At 75.4% G+C, this 17009-nt stretch carries 6 protein-coding genes; 2 read left to right on the plus strand and 4 right to left on the minus strand.

Annotated features, from left to right (window positions below; genetic code table 11):
* Nucleotides 1–113 precede the first annotated feature (113 nt).
* The gene (locus tag ACFYVJ_RS26270; protein ID WP_101426009.1) at nt 114–884 is read left to right on the plus strand and encodes an AfsR/SARP family transcriptional regulator; all 771 of its coding nucleotides are present in this window, start codon (nt 114–116) and stop codon (nt 882–884) included.
* Between the two features lie 117 nt (nt 885–1001).
* Here the strand turns inward: ACFYVJ_RS26270 and ACFYVJ_RS26275 are convergent, their stop codons facing one another.
* Together ACFYVJ_RS26275 and fabD are read right to left on the minus strand one after the other, a co-directional pair.
* Entirely contained in the window at nt 1002–5507 is a 4506-nt protein-coding gene (locus ACFYVJ_RS26275; RefSeq protein WP_388896098.1) for a beta-ketoacyl synthase N-terminal-like domain-containing protein, read from the minus strand.
* A gap of 30 nt (nt 5508–5537) precedes the next feature.
* Nucleotides 5538–12947 (minus strand): ACP S-malonyltransferase, encoded by a 7410-nt coding sequence (gene fabD / locus ACFYVJ_RS26280; RefSeq protein ID WP_388896102.1) that lies wholly within the window; start codon nt 12945–12947, stop codon nt 5538–5540.
* Between the two features lie 259 nt (nt 12948–13206).
* On the opposite strand from fabD, the gene ACFYVJ_RS26285 reads away from it, so the two are divergent.
* Complete coding sequence (locus ACFYVJ_RS26285) at nt 13207–14961, plus strand: fatty acyl-AMP ligase (protein WP_388896105.1); 1755 nt, start codon at nt 13207–13209, stop codon at nt 14959–14961.
* A 76-nt stretch (nt 14962–15037) separates the two neighbouring features.
* Here the strand turns inward: ACFYVJ_RS26285 and ACFYVJ_RS26290 are convergent, their stop codons facing one another.
* Both ACFYVJ_RS26290 and ACFYVJ_RS26295 read right to left on the minus strand, forming a co-directional pair.
* Complete coding sequence (locus ACFYVJ_RS26290) at nt 15038–15736, minus strand: TetR family transcriptional regulator (RefSeq protein WP_388896108.1); 699 nt, start codon at nt 15734–15736, stop codon at nt 15038–15040.
* Nucleotides 15736–16854 carry a hypothetical protein gene (locus ACFYVJ_RS26295; protein ID WP_388896111.1) on the minus strand — a complete coding sequence of 373 codons (1119 nt, stop codon included), beginning with the start codon at nt 16852–16854 and terminating at the stop codon, nt 15736–15738. Before ACFYVJ_RS26295 ends, ACFYVJ_RS26290 begins: the two co-directional genes overlap by 1 nt.
* Nucleotides 16855–17009 lie beyond the last annotated feature (155 nt).

The raw sequence follows: 17009 nt of genomic DNA on the forward strand, positions 1-17009 counted from the left end.
CAGCATCGCCGCGTCACACACAAGCTCCCCTGCCTGTAGCGGCGAGAGAATTGAACAACAGTGCCATGGAAACTGAGCACTTCGGCCTAGAGAAATTCATCGGGGGTTGAAAAGTGCAGTACGAAATACTCGGACCCGTCCGGGTGGTGGACAGTCGCGGCAGCAGATTCGTGAGCGCCAAGAAGATGCAGGTGCTCCTCGTCCTGTTACTGATCCGTGCCCGGCAGGTGGTCTCGATCGACGAGGCCATCGCCGAGATCTGGGGGCAGAACCCGCCGCGCCGCGCGACCGCGGGCATCCACGTCTACATCTCGCAGCTCCGCAAGTTCCTCGGCGAGCCCGGCAGCCGGAACAACCCGATCCTCACCCGCCCGCCCGGCTACCTGCTCCACCTGGAGGACGACGAGTTCGACGTGGACCGCTTCCAGGAGCTGCTGCACCGGGGGCGTCTGCACCTCAAGGAGGGCCGGCCCGAGCAGGCCGTCACCGCCTTCGAGGACGGGCTCTCCCTGTGGCGCGGCCCGGTCCTCGGGGATCTGTGCGACGGGCCGATCATCGCGGGCTTCGCCACCTGGCTCGAGGAGACCCGCCTGGAGTACCTGGAGTGGCTGATCGAGGCGCAGTTGAGCCTCGGGCTGCACCGGGAGCTGATCGGCAGGCTGTCCGCGCTGACGGCGGAGTACCCGCTGCGGGAGACGTTCTACCGGCAGTTGATGCTCGCGCTGTGCCGCTCGGAGCGGCAGGCGGACGCGCTGCGTACCTACCAGCAGGCCAGGACCCGCCTCAACGAGGAACTCGGCCTGGAGCCCTGCCGGGCGCTGCGCAACCTGCAGCAGGCCATCCTCGTCGCCGACGAGCGGCTGGAGCTGCCCGCGGCGGTCTGACGAGGCCGCCCGGGCCGGTACGGCGAGGGGCGGGCGAAGCCACCGGCTTCGTCCGCCCCTTCGGCTTGCCCGTCCCGCGCGCGGGCCGTGGGTCGCCACGGGCCCGCGGCGGTGGCGTCAGGCCCGTACCGGCTGCCGCAGCCGCGCGGCCATCTCCGCCAGGACCCGCGCGCCGCTCTGGTCGCCGTGGACGAAGAAGTGGTCACCCGGTACGACGAGCAGCTCGTACCCGGCGTCCGTCAACGGCCGCCACCCGTCGGCGTCCTGCTCCGCGACCACCGGGTCGCCGGCGCCGTGGAACGCGGTCACCGGCACATGCAGCGGCGCCTCCGCCGGGTCGTGCCGGTAGCTCTGCACCACCCGCAGGTCCGAGTAGCCCGCGCCGTCCATGGCCACGTCCGCCTTGCCCGCCAGGTGCTCTCCCAGCTCCGCGCGCAGCGCCGTGTCGTAGAGCCGCGGCTGCGACCTCCGCACCCGTGCCAGTTCCTCGTGCTCCGGCATCTGCTCGTAGCCGAGCCGCTGGGTCACCGCGCGCAGCCGGGCGCCGAGCGGGTTCTCGCCGCCGGTCGGGGCGCTGAACGCGCCGACGAAGAGGTGCCGCAGCAGCTCCCCGTACTCCGCGCCCAGCCGGTGGGCCAGGCGGTACGCGAGGAGGGCGCCCATGCTGTGGCCGTAGAAGGCGAACGGCCGGTCCAGATAGGGCTTGAGCGCCTGCGCGACGGCGTCGACGGCCTCGTCGGCGTCGACCAGGCAGCGCTCGTCGGCGCGCTCCTCCCGGCCGGGCAACTGCACGGGCACCACCTCGACACCGCCGTCCGCGCCGCCCGGCCAGTCCCGGTAGAGGGACGCGCCGCGGCCGCCGTACGGGAGGCAGAACAGCCGCACGGCGGCGTCGTCCTGCGGCGTCACGGGCAGCCAGAGCCTGCCGTCCACGTCGTACGGGCGGGGCGCGGCCGGCTCGTCGCCCGCGACCGACCCGCAGAGCCGCTCCACCACCTCGTCCAGTGAAGGACCGGCGATGAGCAGGTCGACCGGGAGGTCGACGCCGGTCTCGGCCCGTACCCGCTGGCGCAGCTCCAGCGCGGCGAGGGAGTCCAGACCGGTCTCGGCGAGCGGCCGGCTGCCCGGGACCTCGGCGGGCGGCAGTTGCAGCAGTTCTGCGACCATGCCGGTGAGCAGGTCCCGCAGCGCGGCGGCGCCGTCCGGGCCGTGGAAGCGCTGCCGGGCCGCGTCGTCGCGTACGTCGTCGGCGGGCGGCTCGTACGCGCCGGTGCTCGGGCTGATGACGCTGATCTCGGTGCCGCGGCCCCAGCCGACCGCCGCGCCGTCCTCCGCGCACAGCAGGTGCTCGCCGACCAGCAGTTCGCCGACCGGCGCGGTCAGCCGGACGTGGCACCACAGGGCGCCCTCGGCGGGCGCGCCGAAGCCGACCTCGCCGAGGCGGGCGGTCATGAACAGGTCCTGCTCGGCCAGTTGGGGGCCGGCGGCGAGCGCGTAGAGCTGCACGCAGGCGTCCAGCATCCCGGCGGGCACGGGAAGAGCGCGCTCCGGGCGGCCGGCGGCGCCGGTCTCGGCGGACGTCGGCAGGCGGAAGCGCGCCAGCACCTCGCCCTCGCCGAGCCACGCCTCGTCGACCCACTCGACGGACGGGCCGAGGGGGACGCCGCGTTCGGCCATCTGCCGGTAGAACTCGGCGCCTTCGAAGCGTACGGGGCAGCGCTCGCGGATCTCCGCCCGCGCCGCCTCCGGCAGCGGACCCGGCTCCGCTCCCCCGCCGCCGGGGCGCAGCCGGCCGGCGGCGTGCCGGTGCCAGCCCTCGTCGCCGGAGGTCTCCCGCGGGGTGTCGCCGGCCTCCCGGCTGTGGACGGAGAACTCCGCCCAGCCGTCGCCGTCCGCCGGGCCGACCGCCAGGTGCACGGTGCGCTCCTGGCCGCGGGCGAGCGTCAGGGCCCGCTCGAACCGCAGGTCGTCCAGGCGCAGCCCGGGTCCCGTACGGGCCGCGGCGGCGAGCAGTTCCTGGTAGTAGCCGACGTGCAGGACCCCGGCGGTGTCGGCGACTTCGGGCAGCGCGGCGCGGCTGACGGCGGTCGTGTACTGGCGCGGCGCGAGCGGCGAGGCGACCTGCCGCAGCCCGAGCGCCCCCATGGGCGCACCGGCCCCGGACGCCGCGGGAGCGGCATCGAATGCCGCGGCGTCCGGGCGGTGCGTACGGCGTCGGAACGTCTGTCCAGGCAGGTCCAGCCGGGTCCGCTCGTAGCCGTCGTCGCAGGCGGACCAGTCGACGTCCTGTCCTGCGACATGCCGGTCCGCCAGCCAGTCGAGGAGTTCGCGCCAGATGTCGTCACCCGGCAGCGCGCGGACCTCGCCGGGGGCGGGCCGCGCCGCGGGGCCGCCGAGGTGGACGAGGGTGTCGTAGCCGTGCGCGGCGAGCGCCGCGGCGGCAGCCTCGGGGCGGACTCCGGGCCCCGGGCGCAGCCAGAACCCGGGGTCGGCGGCCTGGTCCGCGCCCGCCTCGGCGGCGTCCGGCCCGTGCAGCAGCCGCAGCGCGCGCGGGCGTTGCGGCAGCGCGGCCGGCGGGGCGGCGGCGCCGTGCCGGGCGGCGAGCAGGGCGCCGGCGGCCGGGGCGTCGAGGGCGCCGCTGAGGACGGCGGCGGCGAGGTCACCGGGCGCGGCACCGCCGGCGACGGCGCCGGCGGCGATGCCCCAGTCGGCGAGCGTGCGCACCAGCGCGATCTGGCAGGCCACGGTCCGTACGTCGGCGGCGAGCGCGGCGGGCGCGCCGTCCGGCTCCGCCGCGGGAACGCGCAGTTCCGCGGTGCACCGGTCGACGTGCGCGCGGAAGCCCGGGTGGGTGGCATACAGCGTGTCGGTGATGCGCTCCGCGGCGGGTGCGGTGGCGTCCAGGAGGAAGGCGACCGGCGGGGCCGGGGCCCGGTCGCGGGCGCCGACCGCCTCGGCCGCCGCGGTCTGCCGCGGCACCGCGGCCGGTTCGGGGCCTTCGCCGGCGGCGAGCGCGGCGAGCCGGCGCGCGAGGTCGTCGCGCGAGCCGGTGACGAACGCGGCGCGGTGGGCGAAGTGGGCGCGGCGCGCGGTGGCGGTGTGGCAGAAGTCGGCGAGCGTCGCGTCGGGGTGCGTCGCGAGCCACTGGCCGTGCCGGGCGGCGGCCTCCCGCAGGCCCTCGGGGTCGCGGGCGGAGAGCGCGAAGACGTGCGCGGGGCGCTCGGGGCCCGCGGTGCGCGGCGGTTGGGCGTCCGGTTCCGTGAGCACGACGTGCACGTTGGTGCCGGAGAAGCCGAAGGAGCTGACGCCCGCGGTACGGGCCCGGCCGTCGCCGTGGCGCGGCCACGTCGCCGTACGGTCGCACAGCGCCACCGGCAGCCGTTCGACGCCGAGGCGGGGGTTGGGCTTGTTCAGGTGCAGCCCGCCGGGGAGTTCGCCGTGGCGCAGCGCGAGCACGGTCTTGATCAGGCCCGCCACCCCGGCGGCGGCCTCCAGGTGCCCGATGTTGGACTTGACCGCGCCGATGCGCAGCGGCGCCTCGGGGTCGCGGTCGGCGCAGAGCACGTCGGCGGCGGCGCGTACCTCGATGGGGTCGCCCAGCGCGGTGCCGGTGCCGTGCGCCTCCAGGTAGTCCACGGCCCGCGGCTCGACCCCGGCCGCGGCCACGGCGCCGGCGATCAGCTCGCGCTGCGCGCGGCCGTTGGGGACGGTCAGGCCGCTGGTGCGGCCGTCGTGGTTGACGGCGGAGCCGCGGATGAGGGCGAGGACGGGGGCGCGTACGGCCGCGGCGTCCGAGGCGCGCATGAGGGCGACCATGCCGCTGCCCTCGGAGCGTACGTAGCCGTCGGCGGCGGCGTCGAAGACCTTGCACTTGCCGTCCTCGGCCAGCGCCTCCATCCGGCACAGCGCGACCATCACGGCGGGCGACATCATGGCGCTGACCCCGCCGGCCAGGGCGGCGGTGCACTCGCCGCGGCGCAGGCTCTCGACCGCGAGGTGCACCGCGAGCAGCGACGACGAGCACGCCGTGTCCACGGCGAGGGCCGGGCCGCGCAGCCCGAAGGTATGCGCGATGCGGCCCGCGGCGACGCTGATCGCGGAGCCGGTCGCGGTGTACGGGCCCGCCGCCCGCGGCGACCGGGGCAGCAGGGTGTTCTCCGAGCCGGAGACGCCGACGAAGACGCCGACGCGCCGCTCGGCCGCGGTCCCCGACAGCAGCCCGGCGCTCTCCAGCGCCTGCCAGCTCGTCTCCAGCAGCAGCCGGTGCTGCGGGTCCATGTCGCGGGCCTCGGCGTCGGTGATGCCGAAGAACCCGGCGTCGAACGCGTGGGCGCCCTCGGCGAGGAAGCCGCCGCGCCGGGTGTACGAGGTCCCCGGCTCGCTCCGGTCGGAGGAGTACCAGCCCTCGACGGGCCACCGGTCGCCGGGCACGTCCACGACGCCGTCGCGGCCCTCGCGCAGCAGCTCCCAGAACCGCTCGGGGCCGTCCGCGCCGCCGGGGAAGCGGCAGCCGAGGCCGACGACGGCGATGGGCTCCTCGGCCCGTGCGCGCAACTCGTCGACCTGCTCGCGCAGGGTGCGCACGGCCTCCAGGGAACGCCTCAGCAGTGCCTTGTCCGTCATCGCCGTTTCCTCTCCCCCGCGGGCCGTGGGCTAGAGCCCCAGCTCGGTCAGGACGCCCTTCAGCTCTATCTCGACCGTCGAATCGCCCTTCGCGGCGGCCGGCTTGCCGCCGGCCTTGGTGGCTGCCGCGGGTTCAGGTGCCGCGGGCCCGGCGGCCGGCGGCTCGATGCGCAGCACGCGCTGCAGCTTGTCGCGTTCTGCGTGCACGACGCCGAACTCCGGCGCGGCGTGCCGCAGCGCCGCATCGAACGCCTCCACCCCGACCGCGTTCTCCAGCGGCGTCAGGCCCAGGCGGCGGCGTACGAAGCCCTCCGTCGACTCGTCGACGCGCATGCCGCCGTCGCGCCAGAACGGCCAGACGAGCGCGATGCTCGCGCCGGACCGCTCGCCGGCGGCGCGCAGCTCCTCGCGGCGGCGGCTGAAGGCGTTCAGGAAGCGGCTCGCGTAGGCGTAGTCGACCTGGCCGGGGTTGCCCGCGAGCGCGGCGAGGGACGAGAAGACCATGAAGAAGTCGAGGTCGTCCGCGGCCGTCTCGGCGTCGAAGTGGACGGCGCCGTCGACCTTGCCGGCGAGGACCAGGTCGATCTCGTCGGCGGTCTTGTTGGGCAGCAGCCCGTCGCGCAGCACGCCCGCGGAGTGGATGACGCCGTGCACGCTGCCCCAGCGGTTGCGGGCGGCGGCCAGGATCCACTCGACGTCGCCGCGGTCGGCGACGTCGGCGCGCTCGTAGCGGACGTCGGCGCCGAGGGCGCGGATGCGCTCCAGCGCCTCCTGGCGCTCTCCGGTGAGCGGCGAGCGGCCGACGAGCAGCAGGTTCACCCGGGCCTGGCGGGCGAGGTGTTCGGCGAAGAGCAGGCCGAGGCCGCCTCCGCCGCCGGTGATGACGTACGTGCCGCCCGGCCGGACCGCGACGCCTCCCTGCGCGTCGGGGCGCGCCGCGGGCAGCTCGCGGAGCCTGCGCACCCGGCGGCCGTCCGCGTCGTGGCGGACCTCGGCGTCGGCGCGGGCGTCCGCGGCGAGTTCGGCCTCGCAGGCGCGCAGCAGCGCGGCGGCCGGGTCCTCGCCCGCGGCGGTGCGTACGGCGACGGCCTGCTGGACGAGCCGCGGGTTCTCGTGGTCGACGCTGCGGGCGAAGCCGCCGAACGCCTCCGCGAGCGGGTCGGGCCCGCCGTCGGCGTGGGCGGCGACGCGCAGCAGCCGCACGGGGGCGCGCAGGCCCTGCCGCAGGAGGGCCTGGCTGAGGTGGAAGACGGAGGTGAGGCTGGTGCGCGGGTCGCTCCACGCGTGCAGCACGGTGACCGGCGGGGCGTCGAGCCCCGCAAGCAGCGCGGCGTGGTCCTGGGCGGATCCGGCTCGTACGGTACGGCCGTCGCCGGCCACCTCGTACGCCTCGCCGGGCCGGACGCCGACGACGGGCGCGGCGCCGGAGTGGCGCTCGCGTACCCGCTCGGTGAGGGCTCCGTCGTCGTCGAAGACGAGCACGGGTCCGGTGAGCCAGGAGGCGGGGCCCTCGGGGGCGGCGGCCGGCTCCCAGCCGGCGGTGTAGTGCACGACCTGAAGGGCGCCGTCGGGCGCCGACTCCGGTGCCTGCACGGCGGGTTCCGGTGCCGCCGGGGCGGGCGCGTCGTCGAGGCTCAGCTCGTCCAGCAGGTAGGTGGCCAGCTCGTCGATGGACGGGTAGTCGAAGACGACCCCGGCGTACAGGACCAGGCCCAGTGCCTCTTCGAGCACGTTGCCGAGGCGGACGGCCATCACCGAGTCCATGCCCAGCTCGAAGAAGCCGCGCTGCCGGTCCGGCGGGCTGCCGGGCGGGAACTCCAGCAGCTCGCCGAGCGTCTGCTGCATCCGCGTGGCCAGCGCGGTGTGGCGCTCGCTCGCGGGCGCGGCGGCCAGCGACGCGAGCAGGTCCGTCGCGTCGGCCGCCGCCCGCGCCGCGGGGGGCGCCGCGGCGGCCGTCGCCTCCGGGGCGGTCCGCGGCGCGGGGACGGGGATCGGCACGGCCGGTGCGGTCGGCCGTACCGAGTTCGTGGCGCTCGGCTCCAGCCAGTAGCGCTCCTGCGAGAAGGGGTACGTCGGCAGCGACACCCGGCGCCCGCCGGTGGGCCGGGCCGCCCAGTCCGCGTCGCCGCCCGCCGCCCACAGCGCGGCGGCCTGCTCCGGTGCGGCGTCGGCGGGGACCGCGGGCGCGGCGCCCGAACGGCCGGGGCGGCGGCCGGTGCTGACGCTCGCGTCACCGTCGTCGCCTGCGGCGACGCGCGCGAAGCCCTCGGCGGCCTCGGCGAGGGTGCGGGCCGCGAACGCGGCGCGGTACTCCATCGGCTCTCTGCCGTGCTGGAGCGTGTACGCGACGTCGGCGGCCCGCGGCGCCTCCGGGTCGCCGGCGCCGGGCTCCGCGGGCAGCGCTCGCAGGAACGCCGCCATGCGGGCCGCGTACGCGCGCAGGTTCTCCGGCGTACGGGCCGACAGCGGGAACACCAGCGGCCGGCCGGCGCCCGCGGCGGCCGGGGCGGGGCGGGCCGGGGCCTCCTCCAGGATCAGGTGGACGTTGACGCCGCCCGCGCCGAAGGAGCTGACGCCCGCGCGGCGCGGCCCGGCGGCCGACCCGCCGGGGCCGGGCAGCACCGGCGGCTCCCAGGGGGCGGTCTCGCGCTGCACGGCGAACGGCGTGCTGTCGAGGTCGAGGTTCGGGTTGAGCTCGGGGGTGTGCAGCAGGGAGGGCACGAGCGTGCCGTGCCGCAACTGCAGCACCACCTTGGTGACCTGGGCGATGCCGGCCGCCGCCTCGGCGTGGCCCATGGTGGCCTTAACCGAGCCGATGGCGCAGGCCGGGCGGCCGTCGCGGCGGTGCGGGGCGGCTGCGTCCGCGTACGCCTCGGTCAGGCCGCGGACCTCGATGGGGTCGCCGAGGCTGGTGCCGGTGCCGTGGGCCTCGACGTAGCCGATGGAGCCGGCGTCGACGCCGGCGTCGGCGAGCGCGGCGCGGACCAGCTCGGCCTGCGCGACGGGGTTGGGGACGCCGTAACCGTACGTGCGGCCGTCGCTGTTGACCGCGGAGCCCTTGATGACGGCGTGGATCCGGTCGCCGTCGGCCAGCGCCCGGTCCAGCGGCTTGAGGAGCACCGCGCCGACCGCCTCGGCCGGTACGTAGCCGGTGCCGCCCTCGGCGAAGGCGCGGCACCGGCCGTCTTCGGCGAGGAACCCGGCCTCGGCGAGCATCACGTACTTGCTCGGGTGCAGCGACAGGTTCACCCCGCCGGCCAGCGCCATGGCGCACTCGCCGCGGCGGATCGCGGCGACGGCCAGGTGGATGGCGTAGAGGGAGGAGGAGCAGGCGGTGTCCAGGGTCAGGCTGGGGCCGCCGAGGTTGAGCAGGTGGGAGATGCGGTTGGCGACGGAGAAGGTCTGCGAGCCGACGATCCGCCAGACGCCCTCGTCCAGGTCGCCGCCCGCGAACATCTGGTAGTTGTTGTACGTCACCCCGGCGAAGACGCCCACCGAGCCGCGCTCGTCGCCGAGTTCGGGGTCGGCCAGCGAGGCGGGGGTGTAGCCGGCGTCCTCCAGCGTCTCCCACGCGGTGGTGAGGAAGAGCCGCTCCTGCGGGTCGAGCAGCCGGGCGTCGCGCGGCGAGATGTGGAAGAACTGCGGGTCGAAGGCGTCGACGTCGTCCAGGAAGCCACCCCAGCGCGGCCACTGGTCGCCGAACTTCTCGCGCGCCAGCTCCGCGTAGCGGCGGTAGCCGGGGCGGTCGAGGGGGATCTCGTCCACGCAGTCGTCGCCGGCCAGCAGCCGGTCCCAGAAGTCGGCCAGGGTGGGGGCCTTGGGGTAGCGGCCGCTGATGCCGACGATGGCGATGTCCGCGGTGCCGGCGTCCGCGGCCGCGGGCTGCACGGCGGCGGGCCGGACGGCGGCGGGCTGCACGGCAGCCGGTGCGGGCGCCGCGGCGGGCAGGGTGCGTACGCGCCCCGCCATGTGGCGCGCGAGCGCGTCGAGGTTCTTGTACGTGAAGAGCGTGGCGCTGTCGACCGGCCCGTAGTGCTCCTCGAGCCGCCTGCGCAGCTTCTCCACCAGCAGGGAGCTGAGGCCCAGGTCGTCGAAGCCGGCCCGCGGGTCGATCTCCTCCGGCCGCCACTTCAGCTCCTCGGCGAAGAGCCCCACGAGATGGCCCAGCACGGCCTCCTGCGCGGCGCCCGCGCCGCTCGGCAGCGCGGCGGGCGCGGGGGCGGCGGCAAGGGCCGGGGGCGCGGGCGCGGCGGCAAGGGCAGGCTGCGCCCGGCCGGGAGTCAGCAGGACGTGCGGCACGAGGTCCTGCGGGCGGATCGGGCGGCGCTCGAAGGGGTAGGTCGGCAGCGGCGTGCGGCGTACGGTCCTGCCGCCGCGCAGCAGTGCCCAGTCGAAGTCCGCACCGGCCGCCCAGAGCCGGGCGAGGGCCGCGGTCTTGCCCGCGGTGGCGAGCGCGTCGAGGTACGTGTTGCCCTCGGGCCCGGCGAGCAGCGCGCGCGAGAGGTCCGCGGCGCCGGTGGCCTGCCCGCTCCACCAGGTGTCGCCCTGGTCCTCGCCGCGCAGGAAGTGCACCAGCGCGTCGTACAGTTCGTCGGCGTCCTCCGCGACCACCGCGAGGCGGGCCGCCATCGGCTCCCGGCCGAGCTGCAGGGTGTCGGCGAGCGCGGTGAGGGCGAAGTCGGCGGTGCCCTCGGCGGGCGCGTGCAGGTCGAGGTGGCGGACCAGCTCGCGGGCGTAGTCGCGCAGCGCGTCGGGCGTACGGGCCGACAGCGGGATCAGCAGCGGGGCGCTCGGCGCCTCCTCGGCGGCGGGCTCGCGCTCGTACTCCTCCAGCACGACGTGCGCGTTGCTGCCGCCGAAGCCGAAGGAGCTGACGCCGCAGCGGCGCGGGGTGGCGGGCCTTTCGGGAGCGGCGTGCCGCGGCCAGTCGCCGGCGCGGTCGCCGATGCAGAAGGGGCTGCCGTCCAGGCGGATGTACGGGTTCAGCTTCTCGAAGTGGCGCAGGGCGGGCAGCTTCCCGTACCGCAGCGCCTGCACCATCGTGACCAGGCCGGCCAGACCGGCCGCCGCCTCCAGGTGGCCGATGGCGGTCTTGACCGAGCCGAGGGTGATGTGCGGCCCGGCGGGGGCGTCGTGGCCCCAGGCGGCGTAGAGGCGGGCGAACGCCTGCTTCAGGCCCTCGATCTCGATGGGGTCGCCGAGGCTGGTGCCGGTGCCGTGGGTCTCCACGTGGGTGGCGGTCGCCGGGTCGAGGCCCGCGGCGCGCCAGGCGTCGACGATGACGTCGGCCTGCGCCTCGGGGCTGGGCGCGGTGAGCGAGGCGGCGCGGCCGGAGTGGCCGACGGCGCTGCCGCGGATCACGGCGTGGATGTGGTCGCCGTCGGCCTCGGCGGCGGCCAGCGGCTTGAGCACGACGGCGACGACGCCCTCGCCGCGTACGTACCCGTCGGCGGACTGGTCGAAGGTCTTGCAGCGGCCGTCCGGGGCGAGCATCCCCGCCAGCTCGAAGCACTCGAACGGGGTGGGGCTGAGCATGAGGTTCACGCCGCCGGCGATGGCGAGCCCGCACTCGCCGGTACGCAGGCTGCGGACCGCGCGGTGGACCGCGACGAGCGACGACGAGCAGGCGGTGTCGATCGCCTCGCTGGGGCCGCGCAGATCGAGCTGGTACGACACCCGGTTGGGCAGCACGGCGTGGGAGAGCCCGGTGGCGGTGTGCGCCTGGGGCCCGGCGGCGCTGTGGCCCAGCACCTCCGCGTAGTCCATGGAGCTGAGCCCGACGAACAGGCCGGTGCGGCTGCCCGCGAGGGCGTCGGGGCGGCGGCCGGAGTCCTCGACGGCCTTCCACACGGTCTGCAGGAAGAGCCGCTGGTGCGGGTCCATCAGCTCGGCCTCGTGCGGCGAGATGCCGAAGAACGAGCAGTCGAAGGAGTCGACTTCGTCGAGGAACGCGCCGTGCGCGCGGGCCGCGCGCTCCGCGCCCGCCCAGTCGCGCCAGCGGCCCTCGGGGACCGGGGTGACGAGTTCGTCGCCGGCCAGCAGGCGCTGCCAGAAGCCCTCCAGGTCCGCCGCGCCGGGCAGTACGGCGCTGAGGCCGACGACGGCGACGGGGTACGGGTCCGGTAGCGGGCCGTCGTCCTGGGCGCGTCCCGCGCCGCGGGGGCCGGTGCGGGGGGTGTCGTCGCCGGCGTCGGGGTAGCGGGCGGAGACGAGGTCGTGGTGCTCGGTGAGCAGGTGGCGCGCGAACGCCTCCAGGGTGAAGTGCTCGAAGAACACCGAGGGCGTGAGGTCGACGCCGAGGTCGCGGCGGAGCAGGTCGGCGAACTCGATCAGCCGGATCGAGTCGAAGCCCAGCTCGCTCAGCTCCGTCTCGCTGCGCACGACGGCGGGTTCGACCTTCAGCACCTGTGCGACGGTGGTGCGCAGGTCCTTCAGGAGCGCCTGGTGCAGTTGGACGGCGGGGGTGCCCTCGGGGCTCGTACGGTCGCGCTCGGGGCGGCGCAGGCGCAGTTCGCCGCCGGAGGCGGGCGCCGTGGCGGTCTGTGCGGCTTCCTCCGCCGCTTCCCGCGCTTCCCGCTCCTCCTGGGCGCGGCGCTCCTCGTCGCGCCGCGTGGCCTTGATCAGCCCGCGCATGGCGCGGCCGGGGCCCACGGGCTTGATGTCGGACACGCCCTGCGCGATGAGGTAGCGGACGGTGTCGGTCCACCGCACCGGGTGGTCGAGTTGCCGTACCAGCGCGGCGGCGACGTCGTCCTCGTACGGCAGGGCGGTCACGTTCGAGATGACGGGCACGGCGGGCGGCGCGAGCGTGAATCCGTTCAGGAACTCGGCGAACTCGCCCTGGATCGCCGACATGTACGGGGAATGGAATGCGCCGCTGACGCGCAGCACGGTGAACAGGCCGGCGCCGGCCTCCTCGAAGACGGCGCGGGCGCCCGCCACGTCCTCGCGCGGTCCCGCGACGACGATCTGCGTCGGGTTGTTGTAGTTGGCGATCGACAGGTTCTCCAGGCCCGGCCGGCCCAGGAGTTCCGCGACCTGTTCCGCGCTCAGCCCGACGACGGCGGCCATGCCGCCGTCCGCGACCCGCGACATCAGTTCGCCGCGCTTGGCGACCAGCCGCAGCCCGGTGGCGAAATCGAACGCGCCCGCGGCGTGCAGGGCGTTGTACTCGCCGAGGCTGTGCCCCGCGAAATAGGCGGGCTCGGCGCCGCCTTCGGCGCGGTGGGCCAGGTGGCTCAGCGCGTTGACGACGAAGAGCGCGGGCTGCGTGTACTCGGTGTTCTGCAGCCGGCCTTCGACGTCGTCGCGGCACAGCTCCTCGATGGAATAGCCGAGTATCTCGTCCGCGCGGGCGACTTCCTCCGGGAACCTGCCGAAGAGCTGCGCACCCATCCCTTTGTGCTGCGAACCCTGGCCTGGGAATGCGAGCGCAAACATGTCCAGTCGTTCCTTCAGTATGCGTCTGTGAAATCCCGGTACGGGACCGCGGGGACTTTACGGCTACGCGTCCTGGCCGCGCAGCACTATTCTGGCGAGTCCATCGTGGCCTTGCCGACTAAGGACCGCCTAGCGGCCCGCTAAAGCCGCGACCTGGAATTACCCGACTTGACGCCGCCGTTGCCCGCCGCCCATCATGACCTTACCTCAGCCAACCCATTTCATGCCGCGACCGCGGCAGTCAATTCGGGGGTATGGAATGACAATTGCCGTTTCGACCGAGGAAATCCACGCCGACCGCGCGGGATTTCAGCCGGAGACGGATCCGGGTCCGGTCGCGATGACGACGGCCGCCACGATAGGCGCGGCGCTGCTCGACCTCGCGGACAGCGACCCCGACCGTCCGCTGGCGTACGTCGAGGGCTCCGGCGATCCCGTACGGCTGACCGCGGCGGAGCTGGCCGAGCGCGCGGGTGCCGCCGCGACGACCCTCGCGGAGCACGGCGTACGGCGCGGTGACCGCGTCGGCGTCTGCATGGACACCAGCGCCGACGCGTACGCCACGCTGCACGGCTGCTTCCTGCTGGGCGCCATCCCGTTCGTCAGCGAGCCGCCGCTGGCGACGATGCGCCGGCAGCGCTGGGCCGACCGGCTGCGGCTGCTGATCAGCCGCGCCGAGCCGCGCGCCGTGGTCGTCGCGCCGGAGTTCCTGGACGCGGTGACGGAGCCGTGCAAGGAGGCCGGCGTCGCGATCGTCGAGCCGCCGTTCGAAGGCGGCCTCGACCTGGCCGCCGCCCAGGCCAAGCCCGACGACATCGCGCTGCTGCAGTTCACCTCCGGCACCACCGGCGACAGCCGGGGCGTGACCCTGACCCACGAGTCGATCTTCGCGAACGCCGCGGCCATCGGCGAGCACGCCTACCGCGCCGGCGACCTGATCGTGAGCTGGCTGCCCATGCACCACGACATGGGCCTGATCGGGCTGAACCTCGCGCCGCTGCTGCACGGACTGCCGGTGGCGAGCATGCCGCCGCTGTCGTTCGCGGTGCGGCCCGAGCGGTGGCTGTGGGCCATGCACCGCTACCGGGGCACGTTCACCTCGGCGCCCAACTTCGCGTACCGCATGTGCGCCTCGAACATCCCGGACGCCAAGCTGGCGGGCCTCGACCTGAGCGCCTGGCGGGTCGCGGGCAACGGCGCGGAGGTCGTCCAGGCGAACACGCTGCGGCTGTTCGCCGAGCGCATGGCCCCGTACGGCTATGGCGAGCGTTCGATGATGCCCTGCTACGGCATGGCGGAGATCACCCTCGCCGCGACCATGTGCGTGCCCGGCGAGCCGCTGACCACCCTCACCGTCAGCCGGGACCGGCTGGCCGCCGACGGCGAGGTCGTGGAGGCCGAGCCGGGCGCCGCCGACGCGCAGGAGCTGGTCTCCTCCGGCACCCCGCTGACGGGCATGGAGCTGCGCGTCGTGGACGACGCGGGCGCCGACCTGCCGGACCGCAAGCAGGGCACCATCCTGCTGCGTACCGCCTCGATGATGTCCGGCTACTACCGCCAGCCCGAGGAGACCGCGAAGGTCCTGGGCGAGGACGGCTGGCTGAACACCGGCGACCAGGGCTTCACCGACGCCGGGCAGACCTACGTCACCGGCCGCATCAAGGACGTCGTCATCATCGCCGGCTCCAACTACCACCCGTACGCCTTCGAGTCGGCCGCCGCCGCGGTGGAGGGGCTGCGGGCGAACTCCATCGCCGCCGTGGGCTGCCCCGACGAGGAGCGCAGCACGGAGGCGCTGGTGCTGGTGGTGGAGTCGAAGAGCCACGCGGACGCCGAGGCCGTCGCCCAGATCCGCGAGGGCGTCATCCAGGCGGTCTCCGCCGAGACGGGGCTGCGCCCCGACCGGGTGGAGGTGGTGCCGCGGGGCACGCTGCCGAAGACCCCGAGCGGCAAGCTCCAGCGGCGTCACGTGGTGGACGCGCTCGTCAGCGGCACGCTGCCGACGAGCCACTGACGAGACGCCGCCCCGGCCGGACCACCCCCTCAACGACGCGCCTGACCCCGCGGAGCCTCCGACGTGCTCCGCGGGGTCAGGCGTCGGGCCGGCCGGGCGGCGGGGAGCCGCCGAGCCGGCCGAGCAGCATGTCGTCGGCGTACGGGCCGTAGAGCCCGACGACGGTGTCCAGCTCCATCCCGGCCAGCGGTTCGATCGGCACCACGTAGCGCCCGGTGACCAGCCCGACGAGCAGCGAGGCGACCAGCGCCGCGCGCAGTTCGGGGTCGGGCGCGGGGATGCGGCGGGCGATGGGCAGCAGCAGTTCGCCGCCGGCGACCTCGCGGAAGAGCTGCGACGCCTCGGGGTGCTCCATCGCGGAGCGGAAGACCACGAGGAGCGAGGGGCGGGTGGCGGCGTCCTCCCAGCGGGTGAGGAAGCCGCGCAGCAGCCGGCTGCCCGGCCCGCCGGGGCACTTGCCGTCCACGGCGGGGTCGTCGGTGCTGTCGGTGTCGGCGACCTCGTCGAGCAGCCGGGGCAGTTCCGGCAGCAGTTCCCCGGCCCGCATCGTCTCCCGGATCACCGTGGAGAAGACGTTCTCCTTGCTGCCGAAGTGGTACATCACCAGCGCCGGGTCGACCCCGGCGCGTTCGGCGATGGCGCGCACTGTGGTGCCGCGGTAGCCGTGCCGCGCGAACAGCTCGACCGCCGCGAGCCGGATCAGCTCGCGGCGGTCCTGCCCGGCTTCCGGCGGCTCGTCCGCCGGCCGGCCGCCGGGCTCGTGGGGCCGCGCCATCAGGCCGTCCGCGCCGCGGCGGTACGGGCCGGGCCCGCGGCGGCGGCGGGCACGATGACCATCAGCGGGCGGAAGGGACGGATCCGCTCCATCGCCACCGTGACGAGCCAGGCGCCGGCCGCCCACAGCGCCAGCGTGAGCAGCGGTCCTGCGGCCGCGTTGCCGTCGAAGTACAGCACGCGGCGCAGCAGCGAGACGGTGCTGCCCATGGGCAGGTACTCCGAGACGGCACCGTAGAAGGCGGGCTGGAAGTGCGGGTCGACGACGCCGCCGGAGGAGGCGAGGCCGAGGGGGAGGACGAGCAGCGCGCCGACGGCGATGCCCAGCGCGCCCAGCAGCGCCTGGCACGCGGCGACGACGCCGACGACGGTCAGCGACAGCAGCGTGGCGACGCCCAGCAGTTCGAGGAAGTGGCCGTCCAGGGTGCCGGTGACGGGCCCGGCGAAGAGCGCCCCGGCCGCGCCGGCGACGACCGCGTAGCAGAGGCAGGACAGCCAGCGCCTGGGTGCCCCGACGTGGGCGGCGGCCAGGCTCAGCACGAGCTGGAAGATCAGCGCGCCGATGGTGAGGGCGACGCACAGCAGCACGGCGCTGACGCCGCGGGAGTCCTTCTCCGGCAGCGGGGCGACGTCGTCGACCTTCTGCGGGGTGCCGAGCTGCGCGGTCAGTTGCTCGTACGCGGTGGTGGCGGCGGTCGTCGGGGCGTCGCCCGCGGCACTGGCGACGAGCAGGCCGGGCGGCTGCTTCGGCGACGGGCCGACGACGATGGCGCCGAGCACGTCCTGATCGCGCAGGGCGGTGCGGGCCTCGGCCTCGTCCGCGTACCGCTTGACCTCGAACGCGCCGGGGGCGGCCGCATCGAGCTGTGCCTCGACCTGCGCGACGGCGGGTCCCGGGCCCGCCAGGCCGAGCGGCATGTCGCTGGGGGCGGGGTTGCGCAGCCCGGGGATCATCAGCCCGGCGAAGGCGAGGACGAGGAAGACCCCGACGACGACGGGGCCGAACAGCACGCCGTAGTTGCCGCCGGAGCCGCCGGCGTCCGGCGCTTCCGGGGACGCTTGCGTCGGCACCTGGGCCGGCGCCGCGCCGTGGGGGGACCCTGCGGCCGGTGTGGTCACGATCTGCTCCCTGTCATTCGCAAACAGAACACTTCTGTTCAACGGACGTTGAGGATCCAGTCTGGCGCGGCGCCCGCCGCGCCCGCAACTCCCCCGCCGCGGCGCGCCTTTGCCGCTGCGAAAGCGCCGGTCAGCCGCCTTTTGGCGGGAATTTA

This window comes from Streptomyces sp. NPDC004134 (genome assembly GCF_042874195.1).
Taxonomy (GTDB): Bacteria; Actinomycetota; Actinomycetes; order Streptomycetales; family Streptomycetaceae; genus Streptomyces.

Excerpts from the sequence above, each read along its gene's own strand:
- ACFYVJ_RS26275 (WP_388896098.1), bottom strand. The coding sequence starts at position 5,507 with ATGACGGACAAGGCACTGCTGAGGCGTTCCCTGGAGGCCGTGCGCACC.
- fabD (WP_388896102.1), bottom strand. The coding sequence starts at position 12,947 with ATGTTTGCGCTCGCATTCCCAGGCCAGGGTTCGCAGCACAAAGGGATG.
- ACFYVJ_RS26285 (WP_388896105.1), top strand. The coding sequence starts at position 13,207 with ATGACAATTGCCGTTTCGACCGAGGAAATCCACGCCGACCGCGCGGGA.
- ACFYVJ_RS26290 (WP_388896108.1), bottom strand. The coding sequence starts at position 15,736 with ATGGCGCGGCCCCACGAGCCCGGCGGCCGGCCGGCGGACGAGCCGCCG.